Annotated in this window: 20 protein-coding genes and 2 pseudogenes; 11 read left to right on the plus strand and 11 right to left on the minus strand. The window is 71.2% G+C overall.

Going from position 1 to position 18,734, the window contains the following annotated elements; all coding sequences use genetic code 11:
• Positions 1-133: 133 nt before the first annotated feature.
• Together ACZ514_RS30965 and ACZ514_RS30970 are read right to left on the minus strand one after the other, a co-directional pair.
• Entirely contained in the window at positions 134-445 is a 312-nt protein-coding gene (locus ACZ514_RS30965) for a hypothetical protein (RefSeq protein WP_469126216.1), read from the minus strand.
• Positions 429-1,187, minus strand: a pseudogene (locus ACZ514_RS30970) (IS5 family transposase); the annotation flags it as partial. The gene ACZ514_RS30965 and the pseudogene ACZ514_RS30970, both read right to left, overlap by 17 nt.
• Before the next feature lie 180 nt (positions 1,188-1,367).
• Here ACZ514_RS30970 and ACZ514_RS30975 point away from each other — a divergent pair.
• The 4 genes from ACZ514_RS30975 to ACZ514_RS30990 all read left to right on the plus strand — a co-directional run bounded on the left by ACZ514_RS30975 (position 1,368) and on the right by ACZ514_RS30990 (position 4,029).
• On the plus strand, positions 1,368-1,673 hold the full coding sequence (locus tag ACZ514_RS30975) for a GNAT family N-acetyltransferase (RefSeq protein ID WP_469126217.1): 306 nt from the start codon (positions 1,368-1,370) through the stop codon (positions 1,671-1,673).
• Positions 1,674-1,945: 272 nt separating this feature from the next.
• A complete protein-coding gene (locus ACZ514_RS30980) occupies positions 1,946-3,226 on the plus strand; it encodes a geranylgeranyl reductase family protein (protein ID WP_469126235.1) in 1,281 nt (426 codons plus the stop codon).
• 84 nt (positions 3,227-3,310) lie between these two features.
• Positions 3,311-3,481: a hypothetical protein gene (locus ACZ514_RS30985; protein ID WP_468164438.1), complete on the plus strand. Its 171-nt coding sequence runs from the start codon at positions 3,311-3,313 to the stop codon at positions 3,479-3,481.
• Between the two features lie 395 nt (positions 3,482-3,876).
• Positions 3,877-4,029 carry a CsbD family protein gene (locus ACZ514_RS30990; protein WP_468164440.1) on the plus strand — a complete coding sequence of 51 codons (153 nt, stop codon included), beginning with the start codon at positions 3,877-3,879 and terminating at the stop codon, positions 4,027-4,029.
• Positions 4,030-4,131: 102 nt separating this feature from the next.
• Here the strand turns inward: ACZ514_RS30990 and ACZ514_RS30995 are convergent.
• Positions 4,132-4,218: pseudogene (locus tag ACZ514_RS30995) on the minus strand (TetR/AcrR family transcriptional regulator); the annotation flags it as partial.
• Between the two features lie 325 nt (positions 4,219-4,543).
• Here ACZ514_RS30995 and ACZ514_RS31000 point away from each other — a divergent pair.
• Positions 4,544-4,975: a hypothetical protein gene (locus tag ACZ514_RS31000; RefSeq protein ID WP_469126218.1), complete on the plus strand. Its 432-nt coding sequence runs from the start codon at positions 4,544-4,546 to the stop codon at positions 4,973-4,975.
• Positions 4,976-5,062: 87 nt separating this feature from the next.
• Here ACZ514_RS31000 and ACZ514_RS31005 read toward each other — a convergent pair whose 3' ends face one another.
• From ACZ514_RS31005 to ACZ514_RS31015, 3 genes are all read right to left on the minus strand, one after another.
• A complete protein-coding gene (locus tag ACZ514_RS31005) occupies positions 5,063-5,428 on the minus strand; it encodes an Asp23/Gls24 family envelope stress response protein (protein ID WP_469126219.1) in 366 nt (121 codons plus the stop codon).
• Positions 5,425-5,964 carry an Asp23/Gls24 family envelope stress response protein gene (locus ACZ514_RS31010; RefSeq protein WP_469126220.1) on the minus strand — a complete coding sequence of 180 codons (540 nt, stop codon included), beginning with the start codon at positions 5,962-5,964 and terminating at the stop codon, positions 5,425-5,427. The genes ACZ514_RS31005 and ACZ514_RS31010 overlap by 4 nt, the downstream gene beginning before the upstream one ends.
• 131 nt (positions 5,965-6,095) lie before the next feature.
• Positions 6,096-6,737, minus strand: a complete 642-nt coding sequence (locus ACZ514_RS31015) for an RNA polymerase sigma factor (RefSeq protein ID WP_468164471.1) — start codon at positions 6,735-6,737, stop codon at positions 6,096-6,098.
• A 168-nt stretch (positions 6,738-6,905) separates the two neighbouring features.
• Between ACZ514_RS31015 and ACZ514_RS31020 the strand changes: the two genes are divergently transcribed.
• The 5 genes from ACZ514_RS31020 to ACZ514_RS31040 all read left to right on the plus strand — a co-directional run bounded on the left by ACZ514_RS31020 (position 6,906) and on the right by ACZ514_RS31040 (position 9,432).
• Positions 6,906-7,433 carry an Asp23/Gls24 family envelope stress response protein gene (locus tag ACZ514_RS31020; RefSeq protein WP_468164473.1) on the plus strand — a complete coding sequence of 176 codons (528 nt, stop codon included), beginning with the start codon at positions 6,906-6,908 and terminating at the stop codon, positions 7,431-7,433.
• 66 nt (positions 7,434-7,499) lie between these two features.
• The gene (locus ACZ514_RS31025; RefSeq protein ID WP_469126221.1) at positions 7,500-7,679 is read left to right on the plus strand and encodes a hypothetical protein; all 180 of its coding nucleotides are present in this window, start codon (positions 7,500-7,502) and stop codon (positions 7,677-7,679) included.
• A gap of 98 nt (positions 7,680-7,777) precedes the next feature.
• The gene (locus ACZ514_RS31030; RefSeq protein ID WP_468164477.1) at positions 7,778-8,080 is read left to right on the plus strand and encodes an Asp23/Gls24 family envelope stress response protein; all 303 of its coding nucleotides are present in this window, start codon (positions 7,778-7,780) and stop codon (positions 8,078-8,080) included.
• A gap of 34 nt (positions 8,081-8,114) precedes the next feature.
• Positions 8,115-8,777 (plus strand): DUF6286 domain-containing protein, encoded by a 663-nt coding sequence (locus ACZ514_RS31035; RefSeq protein WP_469126222.1) that lies wholly within the window; start codon positions 8,115-8,117, stop codon positions 8,775-8,777.
• Positions 8,778-8,826: 49 nt separating this feature from the next.
• Positions 8,827-9,432, plus strand: coding sequence for an alkaline shock response membrane anchor protein AmaP (locus tag ACZ514_RS31040; protein ID WP_469126223.1), 606 nt, complete (start codon positions 8,827-8,829; stop codon positions 9,430-9,432).
• Between the two features lie 524 nt (positions 9,433-9,956).
• Here the strand turns inward: ACZ514_RS31040 and ACZ514_RS31045 are convergent.
• Positions 9,957-10,406, minus strand: a complete 450-nt coding sequence (locus tag ACZ514_RS31045; protein ID WP_469126224.1) for an NUDIX hydrolase — start codon at positions 10,404-10,406, stop codon at positions 9,957-9,959.
• 1,210 nt (positions 10,407-11,616) lie between these two features.
• On the opposite strand from ACZ514_RS31045, the gene ACZ514_RS31050 reads away from it, so the two are divergent.
• Positions 11,617-12,381 carry a PDZ domain-containing protein gene (locus tag ACZ514_RS31050; protein ID WP_468701060.1) on the plus strand — a complete coding sequence of 255 codons (765 nt, stop codon included), beginning with the start codon at positions 11,617-11,619 and terminating at the stop codon, positions 12,379-12,381.
• A 153-nt stretch (positions 12,382-12,534) separates the two neighbouring features.
• Here the strand turns inward: ACZ514_RS31050 and ACZ514_RS31055 are convergent, their stop codons facing one another.
• The 4 genes from ACZ514_RS31055 to ACZ514_RS31070 form a co-directional block, all read right to left on the minus strand.
• Positions 12,535-13,854 carry a DUF7507 domain-containing protein gene (locus ACZ514_RS31055; protein ID WP_469126236.1) on the minus strand — a complete coding sequence of 440 codons (1,320 nt, stop codon included), beginning with the start codon at positions 13,852-13,854 and terminating at the stop codon, positions 12,535-12,537.
• Between the two features lie 705 nt (positions 13,855-14,559).
• Positions 14,560-15,213 (minus strand): hypothetical protein, encoded by a 654-nt coding sequence (locus ACZ514_RS31060; protein ID WP_469126225.1) that lies wholly within the window; start codon positions 15,211-15,213, stop codon positions 14,560-14,562.
• 367 nt (positions 15,214-15,580) lie between these two features.
• Positions 15,581-16,204 (minus strand): hypothetical protein, encoded by a 624-nt coding sequence (locus ACZ514_RS31065; protein WP_469126226.1) that lies wholly within the window; start codon positions 16,202-16,204, stop codon positions 15,581-15,583.
• Between the two features lie 1,424 nt (positions 16,205-17,628).
• Positions 17,629-18,693 (minus strand): ABC-2 transporter permease, encoded by a 1,065-nt coding sequence (locus ACZ514_RS31070; protein ID WP_469126227.1) that lies wholly within the window; start codon positions 18,691-18,693, stop codon positions 17,629-17,631.
• Positions 18,694-18,734: the final 41 nt, after the last annotated feature.

An 18,734-nucleotide genomic window follows, 5' to 3' on the forward strand; every position in this document is an offset into this window, starting at 1 on the left:
GATCTCCGCCACCCTCCCGGGGCGGACCAGGACCGCGTCCAGGACGCCGCGGTACCCCCTCGCGGCATCACGGGGTGCCTGCGGGCGTGTCCGGGGCGGGCGGGCTTGGGCTTTACCGGACTGAGAGGTCGCCTCATTCGGTGCTGGACACGAGCACAGCGAGCTGGTGCAACCGCTGGCAGTACTGGCTTCCCACAGGGTCTTTGACCTCAGCGATGACTCGGTCCAGGTCCTCGATGCGGCTCTGCAGGAGGATGCTGTTCCTCGAGTCGAGAGAACCGCTGTTGTCGAGCCAGCGAAGAACGCAGCCGGCGATGTCCAACTCGATGAGCCACACGTCTGTGCCCCCGAAGGTGACATGTCGCAGGCTGTCGGGGAATGGCTCTTGGCGGAACTCCTGCCAGAGACGATCTGCGGTCCGCACCTGCTCAGTTGATTCGCTCACTCGAGCCATCCTGCCGTAGCCGGTGAGTCGGTTTGGCGTTCGTCTTCAAGCGGCGGTAGCAGATGAGGGCTGCGGCGATGCCTGCGAACGCCAGGAAGTGTGCGGCCTCGCGTTCATAGCGCCGGTGTAAGTGACGGCAGCCCGAAAGCCAGGACATCGTTCGCTTTACGACCCATCGGTGCCGGCCGAGCCGGTTCGACGGCTCGATTCCCTTGCGGGTGATGCGGTGACGGATCCCGTGGTTGCCTTGTCGCCGTGGAGCTTACCGGGGTGACGGCGACCGCGTCCGCGGCGAGATCTGATCGGCGGGACGCCCCGGACCACATCTGGAGGGCCTGGCTGTCGTGGAGGTTCGCCCCGGAGATTCTGACGGAGAGGGGCAGACCGGCCCGCCCTTTGATCGAATGGATCTTCGGCCCGAAATTGCCCCGATCGACAGGATCCGGGCCCGTCACATCCCCCTTCTCAGGGCCCGCATGTTGACGGAGCCGATCGCGCAGCGGGACCAGTCCAGCTCGCCTCGGGCGCCGAGTGCGTCCAGGACCAGGCGGTGGAGCTTGGCCCACGCCCGGGCCTTCGTCCATTCGGAGAACCGCCGGCGGGCTGTCGCCCCCGACGGCCCGAACGACGCCATGGACAGTTGCTGCCAGGTACAGCCCGAGGCCGCCACGAACAGAATCGCCGCCAGCACCGCCCGCTCACCACGCCGACGCCGGCCACCACCTTGAGGCCGCGTTGGAGCCCGACATGGCCATCGGCTTGAAGGACATCCCGGCGGCCTGCCCCTGAATGCTGGCCCGGGACTGCGAAGCGATGGATCCGTCCGACGCACGCTTCGCCGGCCTCGGGCATGCCCTTCGCGTGCTGTTGCAGGCTCACGGACGCACCTGGCGGCAGTGCCGCCGGTGAGATCGCGGACCGCATGGTCGGCCACGCCGTCACCGGCAGCACCATGGTGGGGCTCATGGTGCTGGGCGGGCGCGAGCTGGGACAGCTCTACCTCGACTCCGCGTGGAGGAAGCAGGGCCTGGGCGACCGTTTCATGTCCCTGGCCCAGAGACGGCAGCCGCACGGACTGGTGCTGTGGCCGTTCCAGGTCAGCGAATCAGCCCACCGGTTCTACGAGCGACACGGCTTCATCACGGTCAAGCGAACCGACGACCCACGCGACGACGAGGGCGGACCGGACGTCCGCTTCGAAGTCTGGTATCCACCACCAACGCGCTGACGCTGAAGCGGTCACCCGAACTCCAGGGTGGCCTCGCCCTGTCTTCACCGTTGCGGGCGCGGTCTCCACCAGGCCCGAGCCGACCGCCCGCCGCCATCGGCCCCGCAACCGGCCAGCGGTCCTGCACGGCCATCGCTCCCGCGCACGACATGCACCTTGCGCGGCTTTGGCCCCGCTTCATTGTCCGGCACCCACGGACGCGCCATAGTGAGGACGTGAACACCGAGCGTGATGACGCATCCAGCGGGTACGGCCCTGGCAGCAGCTCCAAGATTCCAGAGGCCACCGGCGATGAGGAAGCGCAGGTCATCGTCGTGGGTGCGGGACCAGCCGGTTCCGCCGCCGCCGGCCACCTGGCGCGGGCAGGGCTGGACGTACTGCTGCTGGAGAAGAGCGGTTTCCCGCGCGAGAAGGTGTGCGGCGACGGCCTGACACCGCGCGCCGTGGCCCAACTTGTGCGGTTGGGTGTGGACATCAGCGGCTCGGGGTGGATGCGCAACCGCGGGATGCGTTGGGGGTGCCAGGGGGAACAGGTGGAGCTGGACTGGCCGCGCCTGGGCAGTCTTCCCGACTTCGGGCTCACCCGCAGCCGGCATGACTTCGACCACCTGCTCGTGGCGCACGCCCGCGCCGCCGGGGCGCGCCTGCGCACGCATGTGAAGGTGTCGGCTCCATTGACCGACCGGGCTGGGCACATCACGGGGGTGACTGCCGTCCGGGGGCCGGAACGCGAGCCGGTGCGCTACCGCGCACCGCTCGTCGTGGCGGCCGACGGCGCCTCCGCCCGCACTGCGCTGGCCTTCGGGCTCGAACGTGACGAGAGCCGGCCGGTTGCGTCGGCGGGCCGCCGCTACTACCGCAGCGAGGCCCGCACCAACGACCCCTACCTGGAACTCTGGGCAGATTTGCGCTGCCCGAGCAGTGGGCTGGACCTGCCCGGGTACGGCTGGGTGTTCCCGCTCGGGGACGGGCGCGTCAACGTCGGCCTCGGTGTCCTGCCGCAGCGGCGGCGTCGGGTGGGGGACCTGCGGGCCGTCCTGGACGCCTGGCTGCCGCGTCTCCCCGCAGAGTGGGGAATCCGTGAGGAGAACGCCGAGTCGCCTTTGCGCAGCGCCCCTCTTCCCATGGGTTTGAACAGACGACCGCAGTACCGGCAGGGCTTGCTGCTGGTCGGAGACAGTGCGGGGATGATCAGTCCGTGGAGCGGTGAGGGCATCGCCCAGGCCATGGAAGCCGCCGAGGTTGCCGCGGAGACCATCGCCCTGGCCCTGGCCCGGCCGAGCGGACCCCGACGAGAGCATGCGCTGCGGCAGTATCCGGTCGAGATCCACCGCCGCTGGGGGCGCTACTACCGGCTGGGCAACCTCGCCGGTGATCTGATCTTTTCCCGGTACGGCTTCCGGCCGGTCCTCCACCCCCGCGTCATGGCTTCGCCTCCGATGCTGCGTACGTTGGCCCGCCTGCTCACGCACGTGACCGACGGGCCGGCCCAGGACAGCATCGACGTCGTGCTGCACGCCCTGCTGCGTCTCGTACCGGCCGCTCGGCGCTGAGGCCGTCTGGGGCGGCCGCACGGACCGTTTGCGAGTCGGCTGTGGAGGGCAGGCGCTGAGCGGTTGGACTGGAAGGTGACGGACATGAGTGCTGGCGAAAGGGCGAAGGCCGAGATCGAAGTGGTTGCCGGCAAGGCGGTGAGGAAGGCAGCCCACGCCGTGGGCAAGGAGACCATGGCGGCCAAGGGTGCCGCTCTGCAGGCCCGGGGCGAGGCGCGGCGGGCGAAGGAACGGGGCAAGGACAAGCTGCGCTGAGCGAAGCTGCGGTTGTGACGGGGAATGGCTGGTGTGAATCTTTCGGGCAGCTCTAAGCGAGAAATGCGGCCCGCAGCAAGCGCCTGAGAGCGCGGCGCATGCCCCACAGCATCATCTGGACTCCCCATCCCGCCAGCCGCATGAGCGCCCGGCGCACGACAGACCGTGGCGTCCATCGGGCCAGGGGGCTGCGCCGTCTGCTCTTGCGCGGGTTCCACCTGTGTCTGCGCCGCCTCAGGTTCATTACGGCTCCTCCGGTTCGAAGGGCAAAGAACACCTGGATCAGTCCCGGAACGGTGGTCATCGGACCACGATGCGAAGCCGGGGCCACCTGCTCCGCCCGCTGTGGCCTTGCTCCTTGCTGCCATTTTCGGGTCTGCGTGTTTTCTGTGGGTTTGGGTAGAAGCTGGCGCGATACGGGCAAGGTCAAAGAGACCACCGGCAAGGCCGTCGGCAACGAAAGCCTGGACGCGAAGGGGCGGCGCGAGCAGGCAGCAGGTGATGCCAAGCAGGCCGCTCAGAAGGCGAAGGACGCCCTGAAGCATTGATTCTCGACCCCTTGGGCGGCTGCGCCGAGGAGAGGAAGGGCAGACAGGCCGGGTGCGTGTCTGCCCTTCTCGCCTGCGGTGCTGTATGCCGCGCCTGCAGCCGGCGATCTGTTCCCGAGCTCTTTCCTTGATCTCCGCGCGCACCTGCTGGCGGTATCGTTCGCGGGGGGTTGTCGCAGCTTCACCCATGACAGCCTCCTCCTCGCGAGTATTACCCTATCGCTGTCGTAGGGGCTGTTGTAGTTTCCGCTTATCAGCACGCCTTTCAGAGAGCCTTACGCCCGCCGCCCGCCGCGCGTCGCCGCGTGTGCGAGACCGCTCCGGCGGCCGGCCGAGGCGGACACGCGGCCCGGACTGTCCCGGGGAGCGGCCACGGGCGCTTCGTACGCCAAGAATCCGAAGGCTTCGTACGCTGGAAGAACCGACAGCTGCCGGTGAAAGCCGTCGCAGGTTGCCGTCCGCTGAGGAATGCGCCCGCCGCCGGCCGCCAGTCAGGGCAGCAGGAGAGGGAGTCATGGCAGACAGCCCGGCGCTCCAGGCGACCCTGTACGAGGCTGCGCACTTCGGAGGGATCGCTGTCGCGGTTCAGCCCGACGAGGGGGATCAAGGCGGGGAGGCGATCGCCTACGCACTGGCGTTCCTCGGTCTGCGCGAGCTCGGATCCATCAAAGCACCGACTGCGTCCGCCGATCCTGACGACGCGTTCCACCAGGAACTGCGCTGGGTCACGAACGTCACCGTCTGGGAGTCGAGACCGGACACCTGGATGCCCGGGGACGGCCAACGCGGCAAGACCTGGCAGGACTACAGTGCCGACACCTCCGACCTGGGGACCTGGGCCCGGAGGGCCGCATACGTTCGCGTGTGGAAGCAGGTCGCAGGCGGACCGCCCGACATGAACGGCGGCCCGGGTGGTGCGGTGATCCCCATCGCCGCCGTGGAGTAGCCGCGTTTCGACCACCTGCCTGCCGTCGGGGCCGCCCTGCCGCCTCTCCGTCACCGCGCTGATCCGGCAGCAGGGGAACCAGCGGTCTTAAACGGTGCGGGTGACCGTGACGAGGATGGTGACCGGCTCGGCCGGTTCCTGCTGGGCGAGGCAGGCGGTGACTGCGGTGCGTACTCGTTCGCGCACTTGGCGGGCGACGTCCGCCACCCGGCGGTCAGCGCGCAGGATGCACCGCACTTCCACGCGCCAGCCGCCTTCTGGGGCGTGCTGGATGCGGATGCCGGCCGGCTCGGGCAGGGAGGTGGTTCCTGCTGGTGTCACGGCCTGTTTCGCGTGGGAGGCTGCCCGGGCCAACCGGTCGGCGAGCGAGGGCTGGAGCGCGGCTACGGAGGGAACACCGAGGGCTGCCTCGGCTGCTGCTCGCAGGATGTCCTTGCGGTAGGCGCCCGTCATCGTGTCCCGACCCCCGCACGCGTGCCGCTGGGCATCCAGGGAAGATCCAGGACGTTGGTGATGTCGAGGTCGACGGCTGTGACCGCGAGGCCGAGGATGTGGTCGGCTGCCTGGAGGACTGCTTGGCGCACGTCCTCGGCTCTTTCCGGCAACGGTCGGTCGAGCGCGGCCGCGACCGTCATGGCGACGACGTGGACGGCGCTGCCTTCACGCGCCGGGGTCAGTCTGCAGCTGGCCGCATGGGCGCCGTGCACGGTGTCGGCGGCGCGGCGCAGTACTTTCGCGGCTGCGCTCTCGGAGATGCGCAGATCGTGCTCGGGGTCGTCCAGAAGCAGCAGGGTACCCAGTCGTACCTCGGCCCGGACAGCGTTGACGACCCGGGTGGCCAGGCTGCGGCCGTCGGGCTGTTCCTCGGAGCGCAGAGCACGGGTGGCACGCTCCAGGGCGGTCAGCCCCTCGACCGCTTCTCGGCAGTGGGGACATTCGGCGGTGTGCGGGTCTGCCGCACCGGAGGGGTTGCGGACCTGCTGCCACACGCGGCCAAGGGGGCGTCCACAGGGCAGTAGCTCACCGCCGGCAAGGGCCTCGGTCCCGGGTGCGCGAAGGGGCCCGGCCCTTGGGGCGCCCATGGCGGTGGGTGCGGCGCCGGAGGTGAGGTGCGGGTGATCTAGCGCCATGGGCGCATCGCCTCCATCAGAGCGCGTCGTGCGCGAGAGAGTCTTCCCCGCACCGTCTGTTCGCTGGTGCCCACCACGTGGGCGATCTCCTCGTAGTGCAGGCCGTGCAGCTCCCGCAAAACCCAGCACACGCGCAGCTCGGGGGAGAGTTGCAGGACCGCTCGCGCCAGGGCGTCCGTCGCCGCGTCCCTTTCGGCCACTCGGGGCGGCGAGCTGTCGGCATCCGCCGCAGCGGGTTCCGAGACGGTTTCCAAGGGCAGGGGGCGGGGGCGGCGACGCAGGATGTTGAGGCAGCGATTCGTCACGATGCGGTACATCCACGTGCCGAACGAGGCTCCATGGCGGAATTCGGGCAGCTGCCGCCAGGCGCTGATGAAACCTTCCTGTACGGCATCCTCGGCGTCCGCCGGATTGCCCAGGAAATGCTGGGCGAGAGCGAGCAGGCGGCTGCTGTGCCGGCGGACCAGGACGGCGAAGGCGTCTTCATCGCCTTCGGAAGCCCGCACGGCCAGAACGGAATCGTCGAGATCACCGGGCGGGGCGCGGCTCCCGGCGGCGTCGAGCACCTGCGCGGCCGGCTCGTGCACGAACTCCGGGCCGTGCCGGGGCGGGGGTCTGGTCTGGTTGCGCATCCGCCGTTCGCCTCCTGCCGGGCGCGGTCCTCACCGGCTGCGTCCGCACTCTCCGATGGTATGCCGTGTGCGTCAGGCGAACCCGGTGAGGAATGGCCCGGGAGTGTGTCCAAGGCTGTGAGGGCACCGCACCGGCGCCCTGATGGACACATCCCTGGGGAGGTCCTCATGTCGGACACCACCGACCCCACCGTGGCTGGGAGTGAACCGCGCGCCGAGGGCAAGGCTTCCAAGGGCCGCACCCGCGTGGAATCCCGCTCTGCCGAAGGGAAGGCGCTCAAGGGCCAGGCGGGCGCCGGGACGGCGCCGGAGACGCGGGGCCAGACGACCATTGCTGACAGCGTCGTCGAGAAGATCGCGGGGATGGCCACCCGTGACGTGCCGGGCATTCACAGTCTTGGCTCGGGAATGGCCCGCACACTCGGGGCGATGACGGACAGGGTCCCTGGCGGACGTCCCAGCGTGACGCGTGGCGTGAAGGTCGAGGTGGGCGAACGGCAGGCCGCCATCGACCTCGAGGTGGTCGTGGAGTACGGCTTCGCCATCGTGGACATCGCCTCCGACGTCCGCACCAGCGTCATCTCTGCTGTGGAGCGCATGACCGGACTGGAGGTCGTCGAAGTGAACATCACGGTCGACGACGTCCACCTTCCCGACGAGGAGGACGAGGAAGAAGGCGAGGGCCGCGTCCAGTGACCCGCGGCCTGCCGGCCCCGGCACCGCCGGGTCAGCAGTGAACGACGTGAAAGGTTGGTGAGTGAGATGAGCGCAGCAACCGCAGGCCTGCTCACGGGCATCGCCCTGGGTTTCGCCGCATTCTTCGGCGGTTTCTGGGCGTTCCTGCTCGTGGCGGTCCTGGGCCTGTTGGGCCTGATAGCCGGCCGTGTCCTGCAGGGCGACATGGAGATGTCCGACTTCACACGGCGCCGGGACGGGCGGTGACCTCGCGATCTGCCCCTGCTCCGCCCGCAGGAGCCCCACCTGCGACGCCTCCGCTGATACCGGCGGCCGAACGTGGCGCCACGGTGATACCGGAGAAGGTGGTCGCACGCATCGCGGCTCGCGCCGCGCAGGAGGCTCTGGACGAGCACGCAGCCACCTCCCGCGCTCAAGTGCGCCTGGCCGCTCCACATGCCTCGGCCACGGTGCGCGGCGGCACGGCGCGGCTGGGACTGACGCTGGACCTGCCCTATCCCGTGAACCTTGCCACCACCTCGCGCCACGTACAGCACCACGTCACCGAGCGGGTGGCCCAGCTGACGGGGTTGCGCGTCACCGAGGTCACCCTCGCCATTGAGCACCTGGTGCCCTCCGGCGGGCTGGAGCAACGACGCGTGCAGTGAGCCGGAACGCAGTGCCACCGGAAGGAGAGGTGCTATGAGACGGGACCAGGCCCATGCGGCCGCCACGGAACAGCCCACCGGAACCGGCCAGGTCGCCTCCCGCTCGGCGGGTCGGCCGACCGAGGAGCCTTCGGCCGACCTACGGCCCGGCAGCTCGTACTCCTCGCATCGCCCTTGGTCGGCGCGACGCATACCCGCCGCGCTTACCGCCCTGATCGTCGGCGCGGCGGCCGGGATCCTCCTGTTCGACATCGTTCGGGTCCGCGCCGGCCGGCCCGCTGCCGCCTGGCGCAGACGCCTCGCCGCTGAACTGGCCGCCCGCCCGCTCGACGACGTCTGGATGCAGGCCGGCGCCGCCGTCATCGCCATCCTCGGCCTGTGGCTGATCGCCTTGGCAGTCACCCCGGGCCTCCGGCACCAGTTGCCCCTCAAGAGTCCCGATGCCAAGGTGCAGGCTGTACTGGACCGCGACGCCGCGGTGGCTCTCCTGCGGGATGCCGCCATGCGCGTTCCCGGCGTCAGCGGCACACGGATACGGATGGGGCGGCACCGTATCGGAGCGAGCGCGGATGTGCGGTTCCGCTCCCCGGCCGCGGTCAAGGCCGACCTCATGATCGTTCTACGGGAAGAACTCGACCGGCTCACCCTCGCGCGCCCGCCTTCGCTCGCCGTGCGGGTCCGCCCACGCCGCAAGTGACCCCTTCGTGGAACTTCACCTGGTGAGCCAGTGACAGGAGGCGGATCGCATGAAGAAGAAGTCCGCAGTCAATCGAGTCCTGCTGGCCCTGTCGGGCCTCGTGCTGCTCGGCACAGGTGTCATGGTTCTGGCGGGCGCCTTCGACCTGTACCGGCGCTGGAATGTGTCACCGTCCGACGGCTGGCCGCTGACCAGGCCCCGCGACGTCCTCCTCCCTGAAGGGACGCGCACTCGCTGGACGGACGAAGGATGGTGGTGGCCCGCGGTCATCGCCGCCTTGGCCATCATGGCCCTGCTGGCCCTGTGGTGGCTGCTGGCGCAACTCCGTCGCACCCACCCCGGTCGCATACCCGTCGAAGGACCACCCGACATGGACGGCGTGGAGCTGCGGGAGCGTGCCCTCGGTAACGCCCTGGCCGCCGACGCCCTGCGACAGCCCGGCATCCGGCGCGCCAGCGCACGGATGGACGGCTCGCAGAGCCATCCGGAAGCCCACCTCGATCTCACCCTTGACCCCCACAACGAGCCCGGCCCCGTCCTCCGAGCGCTGTGCGACGGTCCGCTCGAACGCGCCCGCCAGTCAACTGGCCGGCCCGGACTCCCCGCAACAGCCCGGCTGCGGATGACCCCGCACAAAGCCCACCGCACCGAATAGAACGGGCCGATCCTCGCCACGGCGCCGGTCAGCCTCCTGCTGCCGACCTGAGCACAGTGCCCAGTCCCCCGTCCCCCGTCCCGCCCGCCACGGGGCAGCGGACGACTGCCCCATGGTCTTGTTCAGCTGCGGGTCAGGGATGGTCGGCAATGCGTTGCCTTGGCTGAAGTCGGCAAGAACCAGGTGCTCGAGAGACCTCCGTACGGCAGGTCTCACGTCCTGGGCCACGTCTCGGCGATCCGGCAGGAGCTGCCGCTGTGGGGGGACCCGCCGCCGCAGCCCACCTTGCCCGCCGGCAGGCCCGGCCCGCCCCTGACGTCGCGGGCGCGTTCGACCGCGCCCCAGTCAGTAGCAGCAGCTGCGCCACCGGTCGACGTCGGCGGGGCGGTACAGGAGGCCCCGCCGGCCAGGAGGAGCCCCTTGGAGGAGCCCCTTACGCCCGGACTGCCCGCCGGCCGCGCGGTGTCGCGCCCCGGACCGCGGGCGCCGTCCGGCGCGCGAAGCCCCGCTCGCAGCTCCTCCGGCTACGACGGCAGCGAGCTCTGCATGGCGAGCAGGTCGCCACTGTCGAGGGCCTGGCACAGCACGGTGGAAATCACCCCCGGAAGCAGGTTGAGGTCCGCGATGGCCTTGGTGGTGAGCGGGACCTCTTCGAGGATGTACTCGCCTCGGTCACTGCGGGCGAACTCCGGTCCGGTGCGGTTCTCGAAGTCCCAGGTGTTGACCCGGGCCAGGTAGAAGAACTCCTTCTCGCCCTGGGCGTTCTCCGTCACGTGGAGGAGGCGGACGATTTCGGCGTCGCCGGCGATCTCTTCGCGGACCTCACGCAGGAGTGCTTCCTCGCGGGTGGCGTCACTCTCCTCCACGCCGCCGCCGACGATTACCCAGTAGGGGGTGATGCCGGGGCGGACGCGCTTCATCATGAGGGTGGTCTCGTTCGGAGTGACGAGGACGGCGCGCACGCGCTCTTTCATGGGGTTCCTCTCGTGGTGAGTGGTGGGGAGGGGTTCAGTGGAGGTGCCAGCCGCCGTCATGTGCAGCGACTCTCCAGTGACGCACGATGCGCTGGGGCGGCGAGGAAGGCGATGTCGTCGGTTGCCCTCGGCGCGGAACGCACTGGCGGGCGATCTGGTCGTTGTACGCCTCACCGGGGAAGACCCGCAGCCCACCGGACACCCCGCCCTTCGCTCGACCCCGGCCCATCATCCTGGCGGTCCCACCTCGGCACGCCAAGAACGGACCATCCTGCGGCCTGCACTCAGCCCGCCGCAACTGCCGGCCCCTCCCCGCACCGTGGAACATCCTCCGTGCTCACGTCCGAGCGGATCCGCTGAAACCTCAGCAGGTGCCGGAAAACACCCAGATCAACCGCCCGGTCGGCGCTGACTTCCGCCACCACGTCCGGGCGGAGGAGCACCGCCCCCGTGCTGTCGCGCCTTCGGATCTTGGTCCACCCGCGCGGTAGCCGGCCAGATGAGGGCTGGTCACGGGCTTAATCACCAGGGCTTGAGCCCGGACGCGTCGGCCCAGGTTTCCCGCCGCTCCCGGGCCCTGGCCAGGTCGGTGGTCATCGGGACGAGCGTCCACGTCCCTCAGGGCGCGGTCGGTGAACCACTCGCCCGTGAGCATGCCGGTCAGCGGCGGTGGCCGCACGGCCGGGCCACGGTGGGTCGTCTCGCGCAGGCTCCCCCGGCACGAGGGCGGCTTGGCGGTGGGCAGCGGTGACAGCGCCAGGAGTCGGTGTCGACCGCGCGATGCTCGAACTCCCCACGCAGTGCGGGCCGTCGTCGGGCCGGCCGGCCTCCACGCAAAGCTCCGGCTCGCGCGCCCTTGTCCGCAGCGGCCGTACGTGTGCCACTCGATCACCCAGCGAACTCCGCGGAAAGTGTCGTTTCGGCGGTGAACAAGGGCGGGCCAAACGGGTGACTCCACGATCTGGCTGCTTACGGCTCGGCTCGGGGACTCGGTAGAAGTGGCCACGACCGGCGAAGCGTTGCCCCTTCAGCTGCCTTGTCCAGGTGGAAGAACCGCTCCAGCTCCGCACCCGTCGGCGCCTGGCCAAGGACCCCACAGCGAGCGACCTGGTATCAGTCCGCAACCCCAGCGGCGCAATCGGGCCGCAGCCGCCCACCGCCCGAAAACCCTCCTCGGCACGACGCCATCACGATCCCGAAGGACATCACCATGACCGACTTCCGTACGCGCCTCCGCACGAAGGCGATCGCGACGGCCCTCCTGGGCCTGGCCGCCTTGATCGCACCTGCCGTGCCGGCCGCCGCAGCCACCCCGGTCCACGCCATCACCGCGGCCACGGCCGCACGGGCTCTGCCCCCGCAGCAGAACATCCCCAACCTCGACGCCCCCGGGCCTGCCCAAACCGTCGTCTTCCCGGGTGACAACGTCACCCGGAACTACCCGATCCACGTTCAGATCCAAGCCCCGCCCCACACCCGCATCACCGGCATCCCCATCGACTGCTCCCATGGAGCGCATTGCGCGATCTCGATCGCACCCGACGGGAAGTCCGCGACGGTCACGATCACCGCCAACGCGCCGATGCTCTCCAGCCTCCCCTTCAACGTCTCCGTCCAAGCAGAGGACAACGCGCCCCTCGCCGGCGGCCAGTACAGCGGCACCTTCACCTACGACTACAGCACCGTCCCCCTGACCGTGAACATCACCCCGGGCGCTCCCGGCAACCTCCTGCTCGCCACGAGCAACGCCCCCGGCAACGGCGGCGTCATCGTCCAGTTCGTCCTGCCGAACTCCAACGGACAGACGGCCGGCCTCCAACCCGGTGACGTCATCACCGCCGTCGACGGCCAGCCCACTCCGAACATCAACTCCTACTACACGGCCCTCAACAACCGCCGCGCCGGCGCCACCGTCCCCTTCACCGTCCAGCGCGCAGGCCAGTCCCTTACCCTCCAGGTCACCCTCGACAGCTGACCGCGTACCGGCCTCCGGGATTCGCGCGTCTCTCGTTGACGTTCCGGGCCGCTGCATGCCGAGTGCGCCCGGCCGTTGACCACACCCTCGGTGGCGCCGTGACCCCCGCCCTGCAGGGCGGGGGTCACGGCGTTCGTGCCGGTGCAGGAGGGGTCAGGCGCAGGGGTCGCAGCAGGAGGGGGCGCGTTCGACGCAGATGGTGACGGTGTCGGTGTTGTCGGAGGGATCGAGGTCCTTCTCCGTGGCCCGGGCGGTGGCGGTGTTGGTGACCGAGCCGGCCGTGGTGGCTTTGGCGCGGAGGGTCAGGGTGGCGGTGGCTCCGTCGGCGAGGTCGCCGACCGTCCAGAGGCCGGTGTCGGAGTCGTAGGTGCCCGAGGAGGCGCCGGCGGACAGGAAGACGAGGGAGCTGGGGAGCTGGTCGGTGACGGTGACGCCGGTGGCGTGGTTCGGGCCGGTGTTGGCGATGGTGATGCGGTAGGTCACGGTCTGGCCGACGGTGACGGTGGTGGCGTCGGCGGACTTCACCACGCTCAGGTCGACGGCCGGCAGGACGTCGGTGACGGCCGCGTTGGAGGTGGCGGTGAGCGGCTCGGGGGTGTCGCCGAGGCGGTTTTCGTAGGTGGCAGTGGCAGTGTTGGTGACCTGCCCGTCGGCACTGGCCTTGTCGATGGTGACGCGGTACTCCACCGTGGTACCCGCCGGCACGGTGACGGTGCTGGGCAGGCTGCCCGACTGGCCCCCGCTGGCGCCGTTGCCCAAACGGAACACGACCTGGTTCCCCTGGGCGTCGAAGTGCGCCTGGTCGTCTCCCCTCTGGTCGCTCTTGGCTCCGGCGTTAGGACCTTCCACGATACGGAGCGATCCGGGAAGGTAGGTCGCGCCGGCCGGGATGGCGTCGCTCAGCGTCAGAGCCTCGGCCGGGCCTCCACCCTCGTTCTTCGCGGTGATGCGGTAGGTGAGCACATCACCCACTTCCAGCGGCCCCTGCGGGACAGCCACCTTGGTGAGCACGACCAGGGGCGCGGTGCCGAAGAACACCCCGTCCAGGAAGTTGCCGATCGTGGAGGCCCCGCCGGCAGCGGCCACCGAGCGGAAGGCGAACCGGGTCGTGGTCTGGCCCGCCGGCACGGTGTAGGTACCGGTGTGATAGCCCCAGGCGGTGGTGCCGTCGGTGAACCGGCGCTGCTCGACGGCCGCGCCCGGCGCGCCGATGTCCAGCGCCATGGTGTCCTGGCCCAGGCGGCCGCGGTGGTGCAGGCGCCAGTACAGCTTCGTGCCGGGCGTGGTCGTCAGGTCCTGGTAGAGGGTGGAGACCTCGTTGGCGTTGAGCTCGGCGAACTGTGCCCCCTCAGCCGCCGGGACGCCTTGAAAGCCCGAGCGCCACACCTCGACCCTGTGGTCGGTTGCTGTGGTTCGCCAGCCCGGGACCCGGGATGCAGGTCGCTGCCGCCCACCGGGCCGCAGAAGTCGGATGACTGCGGCGCCAGTTCACCACCGCGGCCTGGCGATCCGCGCCACCTCGGCGAATACTTCTTTCCCGGCAAGACGCCTGGCCGACCTCGCAGCGCCAACGCGATCCGCAGCCGGCTCGCCGCGCACGGCCTTGGAACCCTCGCAGCCAGACACTCCGCGATGGCCGCGCTGATGGCAGACCTGCCACCCCAGATGGTCAGCGACCTCCTGGGCGGGTCTGCACCACCACCGCGCCGCCGGGCCGGCCGGGGTGAACAGCAGCGCCCGGTGCCCGTCGGACTTCTGCTCATAGGCCACCCCAGCGCGCAGCACGGCAGGGCCCGGAAGTCGCTCTGCGGCCTGCGCCGGCATCGGCTCCACCGGCGGCCGCAGCACCGTCCCCAGGCCCTCCTCCACCGATCCGGCCCGGGCCGGCCCAGGGCAGCCTGGGCCCCGGGCGGGCCGGGGTCCGGCGGAGGAGGCCGGCCGGCGTACCGCCACCCGGCGCGGCCCGCTGCCACAGCCGCGCGCCGCAGGGATGAATCCTCAAGCAGGAGGACGCCACCGTAGCCGTCCAGTGCCGCCGCACCGAAGCCGGCGAACGCCCGCAATGGTCGACCCGGCGGCTCAACGCGCCAGGGTCGCGGCAGGCCGCCCCGCACCACCTGCCGCCGGTTGCCTCGACGGGCGCTCCCGGCCGGGGAGCGCGCCACGGTCAGCCCGGCGTCAGCCGCCACCCGAACCGGCCGAGGCCGAACCCCCGGAGAACCAACTCGAGTTGGACCGCGGCTCGTCGCGCGTGCTGCGCTCCGTGCGCAGCGTCACCACGACCGCAGCCGGGCCGAGTAGGGCCTCCAGCGCGTCGGCGAGCCGCTGCGGGTCGCCGCCGAACGGGAGCGAAGCGAGCCGCTCCGGGCCGCTCCCCAGGAGGAGTTCCAGCGCGAGCGTGGAGACGGCCGGCTTGCGGTCCCCCTGGTAGGGCTCCACCACCTCGTGCGTCAGCCGCACCTCGCACAGGGTGTCGACGGGCAGCCAGTCGTCCGGCCCGGCGGCCCGGACCAACCGCAGGGACGCGGGCACCCTGGCCGGCGCGAACTCCACCCGCAGGATGTCCCGGGCCCGGGACATGGCCAGCGCCAGCCAGCCGAGCAGGTACTCCAGCCCGGCGATCACCCCCACCACCACGAACACGGTCGACGCCCGCGCCCCGGCCAGCGCCATCCAGAAGGCGACGAGCAGGGTCGGCACGCCCAGGACGAACGGAGTCAACAGCGCCGACCCCGCCGAGGTCAGCACGTTCCACGCCGGCCCGGCCGGGCCGGCGCGCAGGACCAGATCCGTCGAGTCGGGGCCTTGTCTCAACAAGGGATCAGTGGTCATGCCTTCAGCGTAGGACCGGTCCGCAAGGGCGCGACCCTATCCGGGCGATGGGGCGCAACGCCTGACGGACCGTAGCCCTCAGAAGGATCGCAGTGACGATCATGCGCAGGCTACCGTCCGGTGACCGACGGCCCGACCAGCGGCCTTCGCCGTCACACAGGGGGCGGCACCGCAACGGCTCCCCCGAGGCCTCCGTCCATCAGTCCGCAGCCCCACCCCGGCACCGATCGCCTCCCGCAGGGCCGCACGCGGCTGCTCCGGGTCGGCGGCCTCCACCACCGCCCGGTGAAACCGCCGGCCGGGCGAGCTCGGTCGGCGGCAGCTGCCCGGCGGTGTCCCCTACCCGCCTGCGCCGCAGACCAGGGGCTCAGGCGGCGAACGGGTTGGTGTGGCCGGGCAACTGCTGGCCCGGGCGCAGGAACCGCTGGCCGCCCTGCTCGTCGCGCACCGCCAGGAGTCCGGCGTCCGTCAGCCGTCGTGCGATCTTCCGGCGGCGGATCGCGCCCACCTGGAACGCTACGGTGAAGAGCACCGCGACCGCCCCGCCGGAGGCGACCGCTTCGACCGGGGACCTGTCGATGAGCAGGAGGACGGTCAGGACCACGCAGGCGAGGTAGCCCTTGACCTTCTGGCTCCGGTCCGCGACGTACATGGCCATGACGTCGAAGGTGATGAGGTCCTTCAGCACGGCCACGGCACCAACCGCTTCGGGCAGCGGCTTCAGCGAACCCTGCTCCAGCCCCGGCGCTGTCCCGCCGTTGCCCGCCTGCGGATGGGCGGTGATGACGGCCGCCTCGCGGGCGCGCGCGTCGGGCCGCGGGTCCCGGTACATCCGGACCTGGACGAGCGAGTTCTTGAACCCGGTCCTGTACGCCATGCCGTAGATGTAGCCGTACTGCTCCGCCACGTGCGCCAGAGCGGCCGCCTTCGCCGTGGAGCCCTGGGGGGCGATCTCCACAATGTCCTGCTGACGGGCGATCTGCTGCAGCATCCCCGCTATGTGACCGTCTACGGACATCCTCTTCCCCCGCCCCTGGGGCCCCGCGCCCGGAGCCGACCGGCGCACAGCCTAGGGCATGCGCCGCCCCGCGCGCCTCGTACACCGCACCTGCCCCAGCACCTCCAACGGCGCCGTTCCCGCACAGTCAGATGAGGAGCGAGGCGGTGGCCGCTGGGGCACCGCGGCCGTCGATGCCGTCGGCGAAGTCTCTGACGGGCTGCCCGGCTTGGGCCTGGCAGCCGGGCAGCCGGTTCGGACGAGGGCCTCGACCACATCTGCCGCACCGGCGGATGTGGTCGAGGGTGTCCGCGGTGGCGGCGTGGGCGTGGTCGGGGCGGTCGGCGGCGAGGTGGATGCGGGCCCGGGCAGCGGCTGAGGCGGGCAGGACGATCCCGGTGTCGAGTGGGGAGGTACGGGCGGCGCGCACACGGCCACCAGCCCGGCGCCGCCTACCCGTCATCACCACCCGCTTCCCCCCTTCCTCGCGGGTCTCGCCAGTCACGCCCCGAGTCCCGCACCGCCTCGCGGGCCACGAGCCGCTCCCCCACGTACCGGGTCGCGCTCAGACCGCGGGCTGGCACCACCTGCTGCCGATACGCGGCCACCGCCGGCCCTGGCAGGCGCAGCCCCGGCCGGGGTGGCGGTGGAGCGGGCCGGCAGTGGCCGCGAGCGGGGAGACCCGGGCCGCAGGCGCGGCAGGGATGGAGGCCGCCGATCACCCAGAGCTCGGCAAGGCGGCCTTTCACAGCGCCGGCGGCCCAGCCGGCCCCAGTCGTCGTGCGGCCGCACCGCAGCCCGGTGAACAATCCCCGTCGCGCGGCCCGCTGCCTTGGTGACAGGACCACTACCAGGGCGTGCAGCCCCACTGATCGGCCGCCAGAGCGGCTTGCGGAAGCAGCCTGGATCGGCCGCCACGCGCCTCGTGCGAGCCCCGGCCGGATGCTTGACGCCTCTGTACCCAAGGTGATCGTTTCTCCGGTGAAGCCACTCCCCCGAGCAGGCGAGCACCCATCCGCCGCTCCCCGTCTGCGGCTCCCCCAACGCCTCCGTCAGCCCCCCCCAGCCCGCCCCGCACCCACCGGCCCCGCAACGCCGCCCGTACCGCCTCCGGGTCGGTGGCCTCCACCACCGCCCGCGACCACAACCCCCGGCCGACGTCGGCCAGCGGGGCCAGCCCGCAGCCGGCCGCCCACCGGCACGCGCAGATGCCGCCGACTCCAGCGCTGGGGGGCGGGCGGCCTGACCCCACCGCGCTCCGAGCACACGCACAGCGCGAGTTGGGAGAGGTACGGCGCGGTCGGCTGACCGTCCTTGTCCAGATCGGTGAGGTACTGCTCGACCTGCTCCGGCCGCCAGCCCAGGCCACTGACTTGCGAGCGCAGGGACTCGGCCGCATCCGGGCGGGTCTGAAGGGGTCAGGCGGTGCCCGGCAGGGCCTTGCGGGTGCTGCGGGTGTCGCGCAGGTAGAGCAGGGCCACGCAGGCGATGATCCACGCGGCCAGCACGGCGAGGCCGGACCACAGGCCGTCATCGTGGAAGTAGGACATCCCCTGGAGAGCGCGCACCCCGGCGCCGACGGGCAGCACGCCGGACAGCGGATGCAGCCAGTCGGGCAGGTAGAAGGGGGGCATGACGCCGCCGCTGGTGGCGTTGCCGAAGATCAGCAGGATCACCGAGGCGATGGCGGCGCCCGCGGATCCGGTCCATTTCACGATCGCCATGGTCGCGCCACCCGCTGCCATGGCCATCAGGGCGGTGACCGCGGCCGTGCCGGCGAAGGAGGCGGGGAGGGCGCCGAAACCGGTGTCGCCGGCGAGGAGGGCGACGATGATGCCGCCGAGGGCGCCGAAGAGGGTCAGGCTGGCGATGCGCTGGCGAAAGCGCAGAGCGGGCGCGGCCTGGTAGGTCATCATGCCGAAGAGGTAGCCGGCCAGGACCAGGCCGAAGGCGGCGTAGAAGACGGACAGGCCCCGGGTGTCGCCGGCGGCCACCGGCAGGATGTCCTCGCCGGCCGGGGGCGGGCCGTGCTGCGCTGCGGCTTGGGCGAAGGCGGCGGTCAGGGTGCCGGTCACGGAGGGGCCGTTGGCGCCGGCGTAGAGCAGCTTGCCGCTGCCCTGGCCGTGGGCGGGGAGGTGGGCGGCGTAGACCTCGCGGTGCTCGACCGCCTCGCGGGCCGCGGCTTCGTCGCCGTAGGGACGGACCTCGAAGCCGCCGGGCAGGGCCCGCTCCAGGTCGGCTTCCAGGCGGTGCGCCTCGGCGGCGGTGCCGACGGCTGCGACGGGGAGGTCATGCGGGCGGGGAGCGTGGAAGGCGGCGAGGTAGACGCTCACGAAGATCGTCCCGATGGCGAGCACGACGGCGACGGGCAGCAGGACGCCCTTCAGGCCGGAGCGGGGGTGCGGTTCGGGAGCGGGGTCGGGTATGTCCCCGTGGGTGGCCGGCAGGGCGTCGGCGAGAGGGAGGGAGGTGGGGGCTGGCATGAAAGGAACCGTCCACAAGTTGTAAGCTGCCTGATAACCGA

The sequence above is a fragment of the Streptomyces sp. NPDC034086 genome (assembly GCF_055575515.1).

Excerpts from the sequence above, each read along its gene's own strand:
- ACZ514_RS30975 (WP_469126217.1), top strand. The coding sequence starts at position 1,368 with ATGGTCGGCCACGCCGTCACCGGCAGCACCATGGTGGGGCTCATGGTG.
- ACZ514_RS30985 (WP_468164438.1), top strand. The coding sequence starts at position 3,311 with ATGAGTGCTGGCGAAAGGGCGAAGGCCGAGATCGAAGTGGTTGCCGGC.
- ACZ514_RS31000 (WP_469126218.1), top strand. The coding sequence starts at position 4,544 with ATGGCAGACAGCCCGGCGCTCCAGGCGACCCTGTACGAGGCTGCGCAC.
- ACZ514_RS31005 (WP_469126219.1), bottom strand. The coding sequence starts at position 5,428 with ATGACGGGCGCCTACCGCAAGGACATCCTGCGAGCAGCAGCCGAGGCA.
- ACZ514_RS31015 (WP_468164471.1), bottom strand. The coding sequence starts at position 6,737 with ATGCGCAACCAGACCAGACCCCCGCCCCGGCACGGCCCGGAGTTCGTG.
- ACZ514_RS31020 (WP_468164473.1), top strand. The coding sequence starts at position 6,906 with ATGTCGGACACCACCGACCCCACCGTGGCTGGGAGTGAACCGCGCGCC.
- ACZ514_RS31025 (WP_469126221.1), top strand. The coding sequence starts at position 7,500 with ATGAGCGCAGCAACCGCAGGCCTGCTCACGGGCATCGCCCTGGGTTTC.
- ACZ514_RS31035 (WP_469126222.1), top strand. The coding sequence starts at position 8,115 with ATGAGACGGGACCAGGCCCATGCGGCCGCCACGGAACAGCCCACCGGA.
- ACZ514_RS31040 (WP_469126223.1), top strand. The coding sequence starts at position 8,827 with ATGAAGAAGAAGTCCGCAGTCAATCGAGTCCTGCTGGCCCTGTCGGGC.
- ACZ514_RS31045 (WP_469126224.1), bottom strand. The coding sequence starts at position 10,406 with ATGAAAGAGCGCGTGCGCGCCGTCCTCGTCACTCCGAACGAGACCACC.
- ACZ514_RS31050 (WP_468701060.1), top strand. The coding sequence starts at position 11,617 with ATGACCGACTTCCGTACGCGCCTCCGCACGAAGGCGATCGCGACGGCC.
- ACZ514_RS31060 (WP_469126225.1), bottom strand. The coding sequence starts at position 15,213 with ATGACCACTGATCCCTTGTTGAGACAAGGCCCCGACTCGACGGATCTG.
- ACZ514_RS31065 (WP_469126226.1), bottom strand. The coding sequence starts at position 16,204 with ATGCTGCAGCAGATCGCCCGTCAGCAGGACATTGTGGAGATCGCCCCC.
- ACZ514_RS31070 (WP_469126227.1), bottom strand. The coding sequence starts at position 18,693 with ATGCCAGCCCCCACCTCCCTCCCTCTCGCCGACGCCCTGCCGGCCACC.